We start from the raw sequence: 15,986 nt of genomic DNA, 5'->3' as shown, positions 1-15,986 counted from the left end.
TAGATAATTGTACAGTGTGTCTTAATGCTGACAATAAACCTAAACTTAATGCTTTATTGAAAATCACTAAGAATGGATAATCTATAAATTAGCAAAGATGGCTATGTATAAGATACCCCAGAGTTAATTGTAGAAATGTTAGCTAGTACCGCCTAATTTGATATACATGATAAGTTAAAAGCTGATCGAAGTAATCAAGCTTAAGAATATTTAGTTTAGGGAGTTTATGATGGATAATTTGATTGGTTTTGGTTAAAGCAAGGTAAATATATTCAACTTAAACCGAATGAAAAAGCTATTAATAGCATGTGAATATTTACCTAAATTATTCTTGGAATAAGCGAATTTAATTACAGGAGATTTAGCAGGATTATCAGTAACTTTAAAGCTGGATAAAAAATCTTCATAACATCAATAGTTTGTCAAAAAAATAATGACAAAATCTGAAGCAGGAGTGAAGCTTTGAAAAATAAAGGTCTGTCAAAAAATTTATTATTAGTTCAGGAAACTGTTACGGATGAAGTTCCAGAAGCAGTGCGAGATCCTCAAAAGGATGAAGAAATTATCCCAAATCAAACTAACAACAAAAAATGGATTTGGAGTTGGGTGGGAGTGATTTTTTTGGTGGGAGTAGTTAATCTAGGGTTACGAATTCAATCTAATCTTAAGCAAGTCAATGCTTCATTACTTCAAACTGAAACTGATAGTATTAAGGCGCCTAATTCTTCTATGGAAGAATCTCCTATAATTGAAATAGAGAAAAGTCCTTTTGCAGATTTGCCTTATTCACAAATAGTAGAAACAGAATTAGCATATATAGCTGTTGATAGTGATGTTAGATTGCAATTTAATGCAGCAAAAAAGTTTCAAGAAATGCTTTATGCTGCTAGAAATGATGGTATTAATTTAGTGGCTTTGAAAGGATTTCAGTCTAAATCAGATTTAGAAGCTTTGATCAGCAATATTAATACTATTCAGGAAAATTATACGGACAAATTTTCACCTCTAAGTTCTGGAGAATATATAACAGGTTATGCTGTTGATATTGGGGATAAAAATGCACCTGAAACTCACCAAAATTTAGCTTTTGAAAAGACAGGAGCTTTTCAGTGGCTAAAAAATAATGCTGCTTACTTTAGTTTTGAAATGATGCCTGTTGATTATGAAAAAGATGTTGGTTATGAACCTTGGCATTGGCGTTATGTAGGCAATCGCGATAGTTTAGAAACTTTTTATAAAAATCTACCTAATACATCTCTAAATAATTAGAGTTTAGTGCGATAAAATTCCTGATTAAATAGGGGTAAATAATTATAATTTAAGAGAATGAAAAAAATTAATAAGTTAGCAATTGTCGGGGGAACACATGGAAATGAATTTACAGGCATATACCTTGTAAAAAAGTTTGAAGAGTTTCCAGAATTGATTAGCAGAAGAAATTTTGATACTCAAACATTATTAGCTAATCCTCAAGGATTTGAATTAGTTAAAAGATACATTGATACAGATTTAAATCGTTGTTTTAAAGTTGAGGATTTAGAAAATAATACAAGCCTTAACTACGAAGAAAGTAGAGCAAAATTTATTAATCAAATGCTTGGACCAAAAGGTAACCCTAAATTCGATTTTATCTTGGATTTGCATACTACTACTGCTAATATGGGGTTAACAATTATTTTGGTAAATTATCATCCCTTTAACTTAAAAATTGCTACTTATTTAAGTTCAGTTGAGCCGAATTTGAAAATTTATACTTGTTTTAATCCAGAAGTAGAAAATACTTTTATAAATTCTATTTGTGAGCGTGGTTTCGCGATTGAGGTTGGTCCGATCGCTCAAGGTATTTTGCAGGCAGATTTATTTTATAAAACTGAAAAATTAGTTCAGATAAGTTTAGATTTTATTGAACATTTTAATGAAGGTAAGCTAGATCATATCAATAGGGATATTGTTATTTATAAACATTTAAAAGTTGTGGATTATCCTAAAACTAAGGATGGAGAAATAGTAGCAATGATTCATCCTCAATTACAAGGAAGAGATTATCAAAAATTAAGTCCAGGTGAGCCCATGTTTTTGACTTTTGATAATCAAACAATTTATTATCAAGAAGAAAGTCCTGTCTGGCCAGTTTTTATTAATGAGGCAGCTTATTATGAAAAAGGAATTGCTATGTGTTTGACGAAAAAAGAGAGCATCAGAGTTTAAATAATTAGTCTTAAATTATAGCAATTTTCTCAAAAAAATGCTATCTTTTATTATTCCTCAAAATCATGGTATAGTTCCTTAAGGTTTCAGTTACTAAGTAAGAGTAATTTTTTTAATGATTCTGGCGACTAAGTAGAGATAACTTATTTCTAATAATCCTAGGCCTTACGAACGTTGCAGACAACCTCTCTACATAATTATCAACAAAATCTAGCAAGACTTTTGAAATTTGATATCATAGATAATTAACAAAGATTTTTGACTTTTTATGTGAATATGAAAGTATTATTAGTTAGATTAATTAAAGGTTACAAAATTTTTATTTCGCCAATATTACCCCCATCATGTCGTTTTCAACCAACTTGTTCAGAATATGCGATGGAAGCGATAGAAAGATTTGGCATTTTTAAAGGTACTGCAATGGCAGTTATGCGAATTTTACGTTGTCATCCCTTTCACCCAGGTGGTTATGATCCTGTACCTCCTAAAAAGTAATAAATAATATTAATTTGTGCCAAAAATTTCCTAACTATCAAGATATTGATGTGTTAGAAAAGGCACTTCAACTATTTCCCCTTCTACGTCTCCTACTTGTACTTTTAAACCAACTCCACCCGCTTTTGTTTTAATATAAGCTAAACCAAAATAACCTTCATTAGTTTCCGTAAAACTTGTGAGTTTTCCTACTTTTTTATCCCCAATTTGTACAACATTTCCTAATTCTACTTTTCCATTTAAACGCACTCCCCAAAGTCTTTGTTTAACACCTTTATATGTGTTTAAACGCGCAATGGTTTCTTGACCAATATAACAACCTTTTTCAAAAGAAATAGTATTCCATAAACCTGCTTCGAGAGGGTTGTAGTCATCTGTAAGTTCATAGTCTGGTGCGGGACGACCTTGTTCTATTCTCAGTTGTTGCCAAAGGCGATCGCCCATTGGTGTTGCTCCTGCTTCTACCAACATTTGCCAAACTTCAGCAGCATTATTTACAGGTACTATCAAGGTGTACCCCTCTTTTGTTAACCCACTACCAACAGCGACTCTAACTTCTAAATTTTTCAGACTTATTAACTGATGACTAGCATGGGTTATATCTGAGGGAGTTGTAGCTCCTAATTTTGCTATCAAGTTTTTGCCTTCTATTCCGATAAGACTAAATATGGCATATTCACTGCTGACATCTTTGACTTCTACCTTATCCATTGGAAAGAGATAACGGTCAAACCATTCGACTAACTTTTGACAACGGCTGGGAGAAACCAGCAAAAAAACCAAACTTTCGGTAACGTAAGCTGTTGCCAAGTCAATGGTGCGAGCAGTAGGTGTGACAAAAACTGTCTCACAACTTTGTCCTGGTTGCAAAATATTGAAGTTATTGGTGCTTTGGTTATGGAGAAACCGTAGACGCTCATCGTCAGAAATTTGTATTAGTCCCCAATGTGAGCGATCGCATAGAGCTACTCCCTCTTTTGTCGCTTTTATTGCTTGAGTATCGTTACCAAAACTAATGGGAATGGAGTTTTCCAAAGTTGCTCCATGAGATATTTGAATATTTTGTAATTTCTGGTTCATCGTTTTAATTTAATCTGGATTTTTTTTGTACAAATATTTGTTTTTTCTCAAATAATTTCTCTAGAAATCAAATAAATTTAGCTAAGTTATACCAATGTTATTAACTTGAACTATGCTACTTATCTTATATTGAAATGTGAAATAATTTTCTGAAATTACTAAGCAGGTCAAATTTTTGAATTTTTAAAGTCTTAATACATGACTTCCAATCTTGGAGGCTAAGAGTGGCTCAGAGAGAATTTTTGTTGGATATTTAGTTATACCTTTTATTTTAAATTAATATTATACTTAAGTATATTACCTTATTAAATAATGAACATGGGCTAAATAACTTTTTTGATAATTAAATTGCGAGTCCCAGATATTACCGTGCATATCATATAGACCAAAGGCATTGGCTGGAAAAATACCCACATCTGTTGTTTCTCTTCTATATTTTTCTTTAGGAGCATTGCCGTAAGGACACCCGTAGCCATCAAAGTTAACTAATTCAGATATTATAGTTTCTCCAAAATAGAAAGGTGTAGTTGTTCCTGCGCGACAAGCATATTCCCACTGACTCTCACTAGGTAAACTATATTTTTTACCTGTTTTTACAGATAACTTTTGACAAAATTTTGTGGCATTATCCCGAATTATTTTATTAAATGGGAAAGATGTAGAAATCTGAAATTCTACAGGACGGTTTCTTCCTCTAAAATGTGAAGGATTACTACCTGTAATTGCTTGATATTGGTCTTGAGTTATAGGGTATTTACTCATATAAAAAGGTGGGAGAGTTACTTCATGTTGCAGAGCTTTCCTATCCCCTTCGAATGCTTCATTTTGAGGTAATCCCATAATGAAGCTTCCCCCAGGAATATAAATCATTGCCAATTTAATTCCATTGCCCAAGTCTTATATTTTTTGTCTAGCGCTTTTCTTGTTACGATTAATAATACTGCCAGAATTATTTACTTCTAAACACTTCAAAAGTAAATAATTCTCCCCGTAGCTTTTGGTTTTCTTTTTATAGTTGGAGTAATAGTTCTACTATTTGACGCACTTTTTCATCTGCAATCTGTTCTAGGTCAATTAATTGTATCATATTCCACTAATTTATCTGATAATAGTTTTTGTTTCATATATCATATTTTATAATGCTAGCTGTACCTTTTATTTTCTTACCCCGATTTACTAAGCGGATACATTTTTATCATGGTAAAAGCATAGAATAAGTGGTGGAATTAGGAGAATATTCTATATATTATTTACCTCCCTATTCACCTGAAAATAATAAAATAGAAAATTAGTGGGCAGCCATAAAAAATATCGATTAAACCAAGATTTTCAGAGTTTGAAACAGTGAGATAAAAATAGATGCAGTATTTAAAAATTGTCTCTTACATATTTTTATCATACTATAACTATTAACTTATAAATTATGACTTATGACGGTAAATCTGCTATCATATTTTCTACTACTTTCAGAGCCTTTTCATCAAGAAGCTCCCAATTAACATTTCCTTCTTGATTAAGTAGGTTAATGTCAATATCAACTTCTACTATTTCATCAGCAGAATGAGTAGAAAAATAGTTACTAAAACAAACTTGATAGCAAAGTTCCCAGAGATTAATACTAATTTTTTGGTCTTGATGTTCTAAATCTAATCTATAACCTGGAATTGGTGTTTTTACTTCTTCATAAGTACCTTTCCAAGTAGAATTTTCGAGTTTTTTCCGAATATGATCTAGTATTCTAATAAAAGCAGGCTGCATTAGTAGTTCTGCTTGTTCCCAGGCTATAATATTATTAATTTTTGGCCTCATTTTTTTTATTTATAAATATTCTGATCTTAATTTGGAAATAATTATTTGCAATTTATAGTAAATTTAAGGCAGTATTTTGATTTAAAAATAAAGCATATTTATCCGGAACTGAAATAGTAATGGCGAAGATTTTTTACCAAACCTTAAAAGAGAGGTCTATTGACCTAATTTTTTATTTAATTATTAACTGTTATAGAGAATCTTATCTAGCGTCAGGTAGATTCTAAAGATGGCACGAAGCACACCCTATGAAAACTTTAAGGTTAATATTTTTACCTCATATCCACAGAATCTACTCTCATCCAAATAATTACCATAAAAATTTGATTTTATCAGCATTTCTTGCCTTCCAGTGAAGCCGGAGGTACTAATAACTGATAAGTTAAATAACTTTTGGCTTTTGTTTTTTGACTTCAGTGCAGAGAATATTTAATGAGGTACTAAATATGTTATTGTTAATTATTAATTAATTTTGAACAATTTAAAGTTAAAAAAATAATGGGTAAACAGCGAGTACTCTCTGGAGTTCAACCAACTGGAAACCTTCATATTGGTAACTATTTAGGTGCAATTCGCAACTGGGTAGAAGGGCAAAAAGAATACGATAATTTTTTCTGTGTAGTAGATTTGCACGCTATCACAGTACCCCATAATCCTGTTACTCTAGCTACAGATACCTATACTATTGCCGCTTTATATCTGGCCTGCGGTATAGACCTGAACTATTCTACCATATTCGTTCAATCTCATATTCCTGCTCATAGTGAATTAACATGGTTTCTCAACTGTATTACTCCCCTAAATTGGTTGACAGATATGATTCAATTTAAGGAAAAAGCAATTAAACAAGGAGAGAATGTAGGTACAGGTTTATTAGATTATCCAGTTTTAATGGCTGCAGATATTCTACTTTATGATGCAGATAAAGTTCCTGTTGGAGAAGACCAAAAACAACATTTAGAACTTACCCGCGATATAGCAGTTAGGTTTAATCATCAATTTGGTCAGGGAAGAACTATATTAAAATTACCAGATCCTTTGATTAGAAAAGAGGGTGCGCGGGTAATGAGTTTGACAGATGGTACTAGCAAAATGTCTAAATCTGACCCTTCAGAATTGAGTAGAATTAATCTATTAGACCCTCCAGATGTAATTACTAAAAAAATTAAACGTTGCAAAACAGATGTAATTAAAGGCCTGGAATTTGATAATCCTGAACGACCTGAATGTAATAATTTATTGACTCTTTATGAATTATTTTCAGCTAAAACAAAGGAAGAGGTAATCACAGAATGTCAAGACCTAGGATGGGGTAAGTTTAAGCCTTTATTAACTGAGGCAACTATTGAAGCTTTAACACCAATTCAAACAAAATATAAAGCAGTAATGGATGATCAAGGTTATCTCAAATCTGTTTTAGCTCAAGGAAAACAAAAAGCAGAAGCGATCGCTAATCAAACTCTAGAAAAAGTTAAAAAAGCTTTAGGTTATTCTGTGTTAATAGGCAATAAGGAATAGGGCATATAAAAAAAATTATTTGTTAATAATTCATGGCTGATAACTTAAGGCTAAATGCTTACTATTGATTAATAACTAACAGCAATTTTTATCAGAGTTAATTTATCCAATAGTCATAACAAAAATTACCAACTTAACCATAACTAAATAAATAAATACGAATATATGAATAGATTTCGCAATGCGGTTAAATCAGGAGAATTTTTAATCACTGCTGAAGTAGCACCACCCAAAGGAGCTGACCCAACTCACATGATTCAAATGGCTGAAACTCTCAAAGGTAGAGTTCATGCAGTTAATATTACTGATGGTAGTCGTGCCGTATTAAGAATGTCCTCATTAGCAGCTTCTATGATTTTGAAGAATGTGGGCATAGAACCAATATGTCAAGTAGCTTGTCGCGATCGTAACCGTATAGCTTTACAAGCTGACCTCATGGGAGCTTCAGCTTTAGGACTTCACAATATTTTGGCCTTGACTGGAGACCCTGTCAAAGTAGGAGACCATGAAAAAGCCAGAAGTGTATTTGACATGGAGTCCATTCGTCTATTACAAATGATTGCTAAGTTAAACCAAGGCATAGACTGGAATGAAAAAGCTTTACCAGATGGATCAACAGATTTATTTGTAGGTGCTGCGGTAGACCCTCAGTCTCCTAGTTGGTCAGGATTAAAAAGACGGTTTGAACTTAAATTATTAGCAGGATCTCAATTTTTTCAAAGTCAATTAATTTCTGATTTTGATAAACTAGAAAAATTTATGAATCAAATTGCAGTTGATAGTAATAAGCCAATTTTAGCTGGAATATTTTTGCTAAAATCTGCCAAAAATGCTGCATTTATTAATAAATATGTACCCGGAATTGATATACCAGAACATATTATTAATCGTTTAGCAAATGCAGAAAAACCTTTACAAGAAGGAATAAAAATTGCTGCCGAACAAGTTAAAATTTCAAGCAAAATTTGTCATGGAGTTCATCTTATGGCAGTCAAGAGAGAAGACTTAATTCCCCAAATATTAGATATGGCTGAAATTTCTCCAATTTCCAATTAGAGACTAAATAAAAAAATAATAACTTTGTAGGGACTTGGGGTGGAACGTCCCTACTTTTGTGATCTACTTAAATAAAAGTGGTGTAAGATTTATTTTTATAGATACCTTCTCTTTGTGAAGTTAAATTTTTTGTTCTTTTGAGTAAGATACATAATTAGTTTTTGGGCTCATAATATAATTACAACGATAATTTCTGATAATTTCAAACTAACTATTAATTAAAGCTCATCATATCGTTTTCTCTTAGTCCTCAAAACAGACTGCTCTCCCACTACTAAAATTTATACGATGACTTTTAAACTTTTAATTTTAAACTTTTAATTTTAAACTTTTAATTTTTAACTTTGTATTTGAGTATATTACTTCTGCTGAAAAAACTGCTTTAGTATTTCACTTGGTTTCCTATCCCATGTATCAATATGCTCATAAATTAATCCATCTTGATTCAACTTATAAGTGGAATAACCATTAAAAAAAATCTTAGCTTTCCAAGGAACTCTTAAGATACCACGCACAGTCCAATTTGCCACAATTATATCTTCTGCTGTTTGCTGAAGATCATGTAAATCAAAATAAAGTTCCGTAAAAAATAGCTTTCCATGAAAGCGCAAAGTCCAAAAAATTATTCGGTAATTAAACTTCCATTTAAAAGTATTTACTGGGTCTTTAAAGAAAATATCTTTAGTATAAATATCGTAAGAAATATCTTTTTCAAACAAAGTTGGTAAATCTAATTTTAGTCTCTCAATAACTTGTTGAACTTGCACTTAAATTTTCCTCACCACAAAATTATCTAACAGAACAATTGGGTTTAAAGTATTTCCCATGCATAATTGGGTAATTTTTTCGTTAATTATTTCAATAAATATGTTATTTTTTTTGAAAAAAAATCTGTTAGTTTTCTAAAAAATTCGAGAATTATATTGGGGCTCTTTTGTATTTTTAAAACTACTACAACGCATTATTTTTTGTTTATAACTATAGATGTTTTTTAAGCTCTGGATTAGTTTAAATCCTGAAAGTTTTTTTGTGATTAAACAATTTTTTTATCAAAATCAAGAAGAGTAAAATATCAAAAAAATTACTCTATTTTTTGCTTAATAAGTTGAACATTTAGATAGTTTAGAGAGACATAAATAAATACTGGAGCTTTTGACATATTTGAATTTAAAAATTTGCTTACCACAAAATAGTCAATTTATCCACAATTATGAAAAATGAGAATAGAACAATTAGTTGTTCATCTAAAAGCAAGTTAAAAGCGATCGCCTCTCAAAATAACTAAATTATAAGCATTTTTAGGTTCAAATTTTTTTTCGGGAATATTAGTAGCATAAATCATACTACTCTTAATAATATCATATAAGTGAGGCAAAATTCCAAAAATATTGAAATTTCCTGAGAAAGTTGGGAAAATTTTTCTTGAATTTTGTCATATATTTATGAAACAAATAAAAAAAAATCATAGTAAAAACCTCGTATTTATAAATAAAATTTATACTAGTTTTACCCGACTACTGAAATTTCAGAAAATTCCTTTAATTCTTTCAACTGTCCGTTGATTTTCTTCAGAAGTTCCTATGGTAATTCTTAATCCTCCACCAGTATGACGAATTAGAGTTCCCTGAGTTTTAAGTCGTTGCATTAAACTACTTAAACTCTGATCTTGGGAACTTTTACCCATTAACTTTAATCCTTCATCTGTCAGTCTCATATATAAAAAATTAGCCGCACTTTTCCAAACTTTTAAAGCAGGAATTTCCCCAAAAGTAGCAAATAATTTACTTCTTTCCCTCAAAATTTCTGGGATAAAAGATAGTAAATGTTGACTATGATTAAGTACTAATTGAGCAGCAGCTTGAGAAAAACTTGGTAAGTTATAAGGAAGGCGAACTTTTTCCAAATTAATAATAATTTCTGGGTGAGCGATCGCATATCCTACCCGTAATGAAGCCAACCTAAAAGCTTTAGAAAAAGTTCTTAAAATTACCCAATTAGGATGTTGATTTAATTCTTCAGCCAAAGAAGTCTGACTAAACTCAAAATAAGCCTCATCAATTACTACTAAAATATCATCAGGCAAACTTCGTAGCCATACTAATTCTTGAGAATTTAAAGCATTGGCAGTTGGAGAATTTGGATGAACAACAAATATCGCTTTAATAGAGGGATTTTTTGTGTGATTAATAGCATCTTCAGCAGCAGTAATATCTATTTCAAAATTCGATTCTTTTCTCCCCACATTTACCACAGGAATACCTAAAGTTTGAGCCAGAATAGAATACATAGAGAAAGTAGGAGTTGCTGTCAAAATAGAACCCTCGCCACCTACACAGGTAACAATTAATAGAGAGCGAATTAATTCATCTGAACCGTTACCAACAGAAATATTATTAGCAGAAATATTAGCTGAGGGAGTTACCTCATTGACATATTTGGCTATTGCTTCCTTAAGTTTTAAATGACTCCCATCAGGATAACGGTTTGTTTCAATTAACTGTTGATAATTTTCTGCTAACTTTTGTTTCAAATTATCTGGCAAATCATAAGGACATTCATTCGTATCTAATCTATCCAGAAGTATTTCTGAACTACCAGCAGAATGAGGAGTATAAGCTTTAAGGTTATTAAGGTTTGAACGAATAAAAGTAAACATAGTTTAATTAAATAATTTCTGCTGGTTAATTAGAGTATATCATTTACTATAGACTTTACGGGATTATTCAGAAAATTAAACTACAATAAATAATACCAAACTCAGTTATTAAAAGCTAATTATGCAGTTATCTAAAAAGTCAGTATTAACAGGTAATAGATAGAATATATCTGAAAATATATTCCTTAATATTCCTACCCCAAGGAATTACTTTTTTTGAGTTTAATTGTCATAGTTATATCAGAGCGATCGCTACTTTTCATAAAGAAGAATAAAAAAATATAAATAATATTTGGTATTGGAGAATAGTTGATTATAGAGACAAGTTTTTTATTTCCTTTTTGTAGCTTTCAGCTATTAGCCATCAGCTCTTATATTTTTCATCAATGAAGTAAGCATTTGCTTAACTGACTATTAGTTAGTTAACTTCTAATACTTTGAAACAACCCTGCTCCCAATACCTCCGGCGACAAAACCTGATTTAACTTTCCACTCCGATATCCTTCTAAATCTAAAGTCACATAAATAAAGCCAAACTCTTGAAACTTTTTTACTAATTTAGGCAAATCTATTGTCAACACGAATTCCTTAATTTTTTCTGGCAAAATTTCAATTCGAGCAGTATCTTTTTCTGAACGTACCCGTAAACTTTTTAATCCCAAATTTCGCAAATATCTTTCTCCGCGCCCCACCCTTTGTAACTTTTCTAAAGTAATTTCTTCTCCATAAGGAAACCGGGAACTTAAACAAGGTTGAGAAGGTTTATCCCACCAAGGTAAATCTAAATCTTTCGCAAGTTGTCTAACTTCAAACTTACTAATTCCTACTTCTGCTAAAGGCGATCTTGCACCTCTTTCTTTTGCTGCTTGAATGCCAGGACGGTAATCTCGTAGATCGTCAGCATTAACTCCATCTAATACATAAAAATAACCTCTTTTTAAAGCCAAAGGTTTGAGAGTATCATGCAATTCACTTTTGCAAAAATAGCAACGGTTTATGGGATTAGAAGTATAATTTTTATTCTCCATTTCATTAGTTTTTACCTCTTCATGAGAAATACCAATAACTGCTGCTTGAATGCGAGCATCTTCCAAATCTTCAGGTAATAAGGAAGGAGAAACAGCAGTGATAGCTAAAGCCTTATCTCCCAAAATATCATAAGCAACTTTTGCCACTAAAGTGCTATCTATTCCACCAGAGTAAGCAATTAAAGCTTTCTCCATTTCAGCAAATATATTTTTCAGCTCTTCTAATTTTTTTGTTAACATTATCTTTTTTATTATCAAATAAATAGCATTTTTAAAATTACTAAGTAATAATTTTTTTTCTAGTTTATCTCTATCCTCTTTACCAATTTATATTAATTATTACATGTTAATATTATACTCCTTATTTATGATAAATATAATCCTAATAACTTTTTGATAATCAATAGCTATTAGCAGATTAATTGTTGTTCTAAAATTACGGATATTATATGGAACATCCCTACCCTCCCACTCTTGATAAATTTAGAAAAGTTTTTTCTCAAAAGTCTTACTAAACCACCATCTCTTCTAATCCCTAATCCCTAAAAAAAATGGAATTACTATATCAAAATTCTCGCCTAGCAAATATAGCAATAGTAATTGATAAAAGCAATATTATATAGAGCAAAGCATAACCAAAATTACTAACTAAATTAGCCATACTTGGCAGTAAACCATAAACTGCATCATTTTTCAAATTTAATCTGCTTAAATCTGGCAATATAACATATAATCCCATCATTAACTTTTTAATTCCAGGGTTATCACTTAAATCGCCCAACTTCACCAAATCTCTACTTAAATTTCCCATCAAATAGATACCAAATGTAAATAATGTTGCTAATAAAGAACTGGTAAATACACCAAATAAAATTGCCACCGCCGTAAGTAATGACAACTGAATAAATATAAATATTACAGTTACTAAAATGCTACCTATAGGATAAGAAATTCCACTTAAACTAAGAATCAATCCATATATTACAGTCATAACTATCAATAAAACAGCTAAAACTGCCGATAAACCAATATGTTTACCAACAATTAATTCTGAACGACTCAAAGGTTTAGCAACCAAAATATAAACAGTACGTTTTTCAATTTCCTTATTTACTAAATTTGTGCCAATAAAAACTGTCACAATTAAACCTAAAATACTAATAGCTGCCAACCCAAAGTCTAAAATTATTTTATCATCTGTACCTACAGATAATTCTGGAATTAACCTCACAGCAGCTACCATTAATAAAGCAAATAAACCGATTATATAAAGAATTCGATCGCGAATTGCTTCCCCAAATACATTCTTCGCAATTTTAACAATTCTCCCCATATTCATAGAATATTTTCTCACCTCTCACTTCATTTTTTTTTCATTCAGATTTAAATCTTTTTCATATTTTCTTGTTGGCTTTCTAATGTAACATTTTTTTTCTCTACAACACCACATTCAACATTACCAACCCTAATTGGTACAGCCTCATTTTGTGTTGTAGAACCAGAATTTCTTTGAGTAACTTTTTCCCCTATTTTACAACTTTTACTCAGATAATAACTTTCATCTTTTACTGTAGGTCCTATCCAAAATAATTGTAACTCCAACTGATATCCAGACTGGTTAGCAACTATTGGTGTTTGTAACTTCCATAAATCATCTTCTTTAACTACAGATATTTCCTTAGTCACTTCATCTTTAATATTTTCCAATCTCAACTTCATCTTAGGTACTGATAACCCCAACTTTTGACTACCCAAATCATTTTTTAACTTTTGCTCCATTAAGTTCAAAATTTTTGCACCTCGATAATCATTTATTGAAGGGTTTTTTAATCTATAAACAAAAGTACTTTTACTTAAATTTTTTTCTCCCATTGTTGGGTATTGTTCCACCATCATCTGAATCATAAAATGTAATCCTAACCAACAACTAAGCAAAAAGTTTACCAAAATTAAAATTACAAAATTTGGCTTTAATAATTGAGAAAACTTAGCTGTTTTTTCTGCTTCAGAAGAAGTTAATACTAAAATTACCCCTGCTATACATATAGAAATTATTGGCCAAATAACAATAGCAATATGCTGAATATTAGTTGCCAAATTTTCAGATAAAAGAAAGCAAATTAATCCTCCAGTCATCCAAGGAGACAAACTTAATTCACCAAAAACAAATGGTTTTTGATTAGTACGCCATCCCACAGCAATCGTTAAAGATAGCCAACTTAAACTAGAAATAAAATTAATTTCTTCTTGCTTGTCACTATCAACTTCGCTAATAATCATTGACAGTAACCATAAAATTATCGTCAATACAGAAAATGTCTGCCAGTGCCAAAACTTAGGTGGTAAAATTAAATTTAGTGCATCCTTCAGAAAACCAAAAATGCCCCCAAACAAACCAGTCATACTTTTCCAAATTTCTTTCATGTTAGTTCATACCTCTGTAAAAGTAAAATTAAACATATTACTAAATAGCTACAAATGTGAGCTACTATAATTACAATAGAATTTGGTGTTCTTAACTTTCTCCAAGCTTGAGATATTTTCATACCAGCACCCCATAATGAATCACACAAATTAAAGCTGACTAACTTGATAATTAGAGAAATTAAAAAAAACAAAAATATAAAAAGTATAAATATAGGATAAATAGGACCAATCTTACCAAATAAAATATAAGCCACTATTTTTTGTTCTAAGGTATTTGTTAGCATACTTACAGCAGAAAAAAATAAAACCCATTTTATACAACTAGAAATTAAATTCATTACAGTTGCATATTCAACACTAGCTTTTGGTGTAAAATTAAGTTTTAGTTGAAAAAACCATGATTCAATGGCAATTGCTACTAATAATATTAAAGATTCAGAAAGAATTGCCCTTAAAGGCAAAATAGTTAAGCTCATAGTTAATTTTCCTAGATCAAGGAACTAAAATTTACTTGAATTAAGTAAGTGTTTAAATTTGCAGCTATGTAACAAAATGTCAGTTTTATTTTAAATCAATTTTCGTCTTAAGCTAGAAGTTACTTGACAAAATTGAATATAGTTAATAATTCTTGTTACCACCTATTTAGTAAATCTAATATTTCAGAAATTAGCATTAAGTAATAAAAAAGAACAGATAGTAGTTTAGCTATCAGTTATTAACTTATTCTCACATTTCAGGAGGAACTAGTCTTCAGAAGAATTGAAAATTATAAATTAAATTATATAAATTAATTTATGCTTTATTCTTTCCAAGGCTAAATGTTTATTACAGATACAGAGGCTTGGTGTTACCTATGAGTTACTTTAATTGAGAGTATGATGCCCTGCAATAAAATATTTTCACCATTTACCCTGTAAATTATTTGCTTGCTCATCTGTTATATATGTCCATATAATTATCTATTTTTAAACATTATTTATAATAATTTTACTGATGAGCAAACAATTTCCCCATCCTCTGTATGTTTTTATCAATTTTTGGTAGCAAACATAGTGGGGTATTTCATATTAGATATAATAATTATTATACTGATGATACTATTTATCCATGAAGTTAAACTTAAATTTTGTCTAGGCAAATTTAATTACCATTATTGCTTCCCTGTGATTTTTACATATGTAGGTAATCAGCACAAGCAAGTATCTCCCTGTTTATAAATGTTGACCATGTGCTGAGGTAGATAATCATGAGTAAAGTTCATGAGCAGCCGCATTCAGAGTACTTTTAGAACATTATATGACTGTACTTGATTAATTTTTACACCGCTATATTTATATGTATAAGTGTTTAATTAATTTTGCATAACTGCTGATAAAAAGTTTAATACCAATTTCTTCAAGTCAGACTGCATATAACTTTAAATCTTAGCTTTCAAGCCATGATAGATTACTTCTACAGGTGAATCTTTAACTTTATAAAACATTTATAATAAGATATGAGTAAAAATTATTAAGGCCATTGTTAAATAAAAATGTTAGAATTAAGTAAAAACTATCTAGTCAGATGCTACAAGGTACATCTTAATAATTTTTCCCTTTTTTCAAAGTTTACTCATTTTTCATTCATTCATCCTCCTTCCTTTCTAGCTCATTCCCATTGAGAAGCGCTATATTAACTAGATAACCAAAATCAAAAATCACAAACCTCAA

The 15,986-nt window shown here is 30.5% G+C and carries 14 protein-coding genes; 5 read left to right on the top strand and 9 right to left on the bottom strand.

Going from position 1 to position 15,986, the window contains the following annotated elements; all coding sequences use genetic code 11:
* Window positions 1–462 precede the first annotated feature (462 nt).
* From TERY_RS22705 to yidD, 3 genes are all read left to right on the top strand, one after another.
* On the top strand, window positions 463–1,269 hold the full coding sequence (locus TERY_RS22705; protein ID WP_011613979.1) for a D-alanyl-D-alanine carboxypeptidase family protein: 807 nt from the start codon (window positions 463–465) through the stop codon (window positions 1,267–1,269).
* 57 nt (window positions 1,270–1,326) lie between these two features.
* A complete protein-coding gene (locus TERY_RS22700; protein WP_011613978.1) occupies window positions 1,327–2,208 on the top strand; it encodes an aspartoacylase in 882 nt (293 codons plus the stop codon).
* 276 nt (window positions 2,209–2,484) lie between these two features.
* Window positions 2,485–2,703, top strand: a complete 219-nt coding sequence (gene yidD, locus TERY_RS22695) for a membrane protein insertion efficiency factor YidD (protein ID WP_011613977.1) — start codon at window positions 2,485–2,487, stop codon at window positions 2,701–2,703.
* A gap of 30 nt (window positions 2,704–2,733) precedes the next feature.
* Here yidD and TERY_RS22690 read toward each other — a convergent pair whose 3' ends face one another.
* The 3 genes from TERY_RS22690 to TERY_RS22680 form a co-directional block, all read right to left on the bottom strand.
* A complete protein-coding gene (locus tag TERY_RS22690; RefSeq protein ID WP_011613976.1) occupies window positions 2,734–3,783 on the bottom strand; it encodes a folate-binding protein YgfZ in 1,050 nt (349 codons plus the stop codon).
* A gap of 297 nt (window positions 3,784–4,080) precedes the next feature.
* Window positions 4,081–4,623 (bottom strand): formylglycine-generating enzyme family protein, encoded by a 543-nt coding sequence (locus tag TERY_RS22685; protein WP_370496152.1) that lies wholly within the window; start codon window positions 4,621–4,623, stop codon window positions 4,081–4,083.
* A gap of 588 nt (window positions 4,624–5,211) precedes the next feature.
* Window positions 5,212–5,592, bottom strand: a complete 381-nt coding sequence (locus TERY_RS22680; RefSeq protein WP_011613975.1) for a hypothetical protein — start codon at window positions 5,590–5,592, stop codon at window positions 5,212–5,214.
* Window positions 5,593–6,090: 498 nt separating this feature from the next.
* Between TERY_RS22680 and trpS the strand changes: the two genes are divergently transcribed.
* On the top strand, window positions 6,091–7,110 hold the full coding sequence (gene trpS / locus TERY_RS22675) for a tryptophan--tRNA ligase (RefSeq protein WP_011613974.1): 1,020 nt from the start codon (window positions 6,091–6,093) through the stop codon (window positions 7,108–7,110).
* 165 nt (window positions 7,111–7,275) lie between these two features.
* Window positions 7,276–8,166: a methylenetetrahydrofolate reductase gene (locus tag TERY_RS22670; protein ID WP_011613973.1), complete on the top strand. Its 891-nt coding sequence runs from the start codon at window positions 7,276–7,278 to the stop codon at window positions 8,164–8,166.
* 359 nt (window positions 8,167–8,525) lie between these two features.
* On the opposite strand, the gene TERY_RS22665 is transcribed toward TERY_RS22670, so the two are convergent.
* From TERY_RS22665 to fraC, 6 genes are all read right to left on the bottom strand, one after another.
* Window positions 8,526–8,933, bottom strand: a complete 408-nt coding sequence (locus TERY_RS22665) for a DUF2358 domain-containing protein (RefSeq protein ID WP_011613972.1) — start codon at window positions 8,931–8,933, stop codon at window positions 8,526–8,528.
* Window positions 8,934–9,691: 758 nt separating this feature from the next.
* Window positions 9,692–10,822: a histidinol-phosphate transaminase gene (locus TERY_RS22660; RefSeq protein ID WP_011613971.1), complete on the bottom strand. Its 1,131-nt coding sequence runs from the start codon at window positions 10,820–10,822 to the stop codon at window positions 9,692–9,694.
* 422 nt (window positions 10,823–11,244) lie between these two features.
* Window positions 11,245–12,090, bottom strand: coding sequence for an ATP-dependent sacrificial sulfur transferase LarE (gene larE, locus TERY_RS22655; RefSeq protein ID WP_011613970.1), 846 nt, complete (start codon window positions 12,088–12,090; stop codon window positions 11,245–11,247).
* A gap of 325 nt (window positions 12,091–12,415) precedes the next feature.
* Window positions 12,416–13,189 (bottom strand): ABC transporter permease subunit, encoded by a 774-nt coding sequence (locus TERY_RS22650; protein ID WP_011613969.1) that lies wholly within the window; start codon window positions 13,187–13,189, stop codon window positions 12,416–12,418.
* Window positions 13,190–13,233: 44 nt separating this feature from the next.
* Entirely contained in the window at window positions 13,234–14,274 is a 1,041-nt protein-coding gene (locus TERY_RS22645; RefSeq protein WP_011613968.1) for a DUF5357 family protein, read from the bottom strand.
* Window positions 14,271–14,753: a filament integrity protein FraC gene (gene fraC, locus TERY_RS25895; protein WP_011613967.1), complete on the bottom strand. Its 483-nt coding sequence runs from the start codon at window positions 14,751–14,753 to the stop codon at window positions 14,271–14,273. The genes TERY_RS22645 and fraC overlap by 4 nt, the downstream gene beginning before the upstream one ends.
* Window positions 14,754–15,986: the final 1,233 nt, after the last annotated feature.

This window comes from Trichodesmium erythraeum IMS101 (genome assembly GCF_000014265.1).
Classification (GTDB): domain Bacteria; phylum Cyanobacteriota; class Cyanobacteriia; order Cyanobacteriales; family Microcoleaceae; genus Trichodesmium; species Trichodesmium erythraeum.
The sequence above is the reverse complement of the archived record's forward strand: the minus strand, read 5'-3'. Positions and strand labels throughout refer to the sequence as shown.

Bases quoted from the DNA above. Each gene is read 5' to 3' on its own strand.
- TERY_RS22700 (WP_011613978.1), top strand. From the start codon at position 1,327: ATGAAAAAAATTAATAAGTTAGCAATTGTCGGGGGAACACATGGAAAT.
- yidD (WP_011613977.1), top strand. From the start codon at position 2,485: ATGAAAGTATTATTAGTTAGATTAATTAAAGGTTACAAAATTTTTATT.
- TERY_RS22690 (WP_011613976.1), bottom strand. From the start codon at position 3,783: ATGAACCAGAAATTACAAAATATTCAAATATCTCATGGAGCAACTTTG.
- TERY_RS22685 (WP_370496152.1), bottom strand. From the start codon at position 4,623: ATGGGATTACCTCAAAATGAAGCATTCGAAGGGGATAGGAAAGCTCTG.
- TERY_RS22680 (WP_011613975.1), bottom strand. From the start codon at position 5,592: ATGAGGCCAAAAATTAATAATATTATAGCCTGGGAACAAGCAGAACTA.
- trpS (WP_011613974.1), top strand. From the start codon at position 6,091: ATGGGTAAACAGCGAGTACTCTCTGGAGTTCAACCAACTGGAAACCTT.
- TERY_RS22670 (WP_011613973.1), top strand. From the start codon at position 7,276: ATGAATAGATTTCGCAATGCGGTTAAATCAGGAGAATTTTTAATCACT.
- TERY_RS22660 (WP_011613971.1), bottom strand. From the start codon at position 10,822: ATGTTTACTTTTATTCGTTCAAACCTTAATAACCTTAAAGCTTATACT.
- larE (WP_011613970.1), bottom strand. From the start codon at position 12,090: ATGTTAACAAAAAAATTAGAAGAGCTGAAAAATATATTTGCTGAAATG.
- TERY_RS22650 (WP_011613969.1), bottom strand. From the start codon at position 13,189: ATGAATATGGGGAGAATTGTTAAAATTGCGAAGAATGTATTTGGGGAA.
- TERY_RS22645 (WP_011613968.1), bottom strand. From the start codon at position 14,274: ATGAAAGAAATTTGGAAAAGTATGACTGGTTTGTTTGGGGGCATTTTT.
- fraC (WP_011613967.1), bottom strand. From the start codon at position 14,753: ATGAGCTTAACTATTTTGCCTTTAAGGGCAATTCTTTCTGAATCTTTA.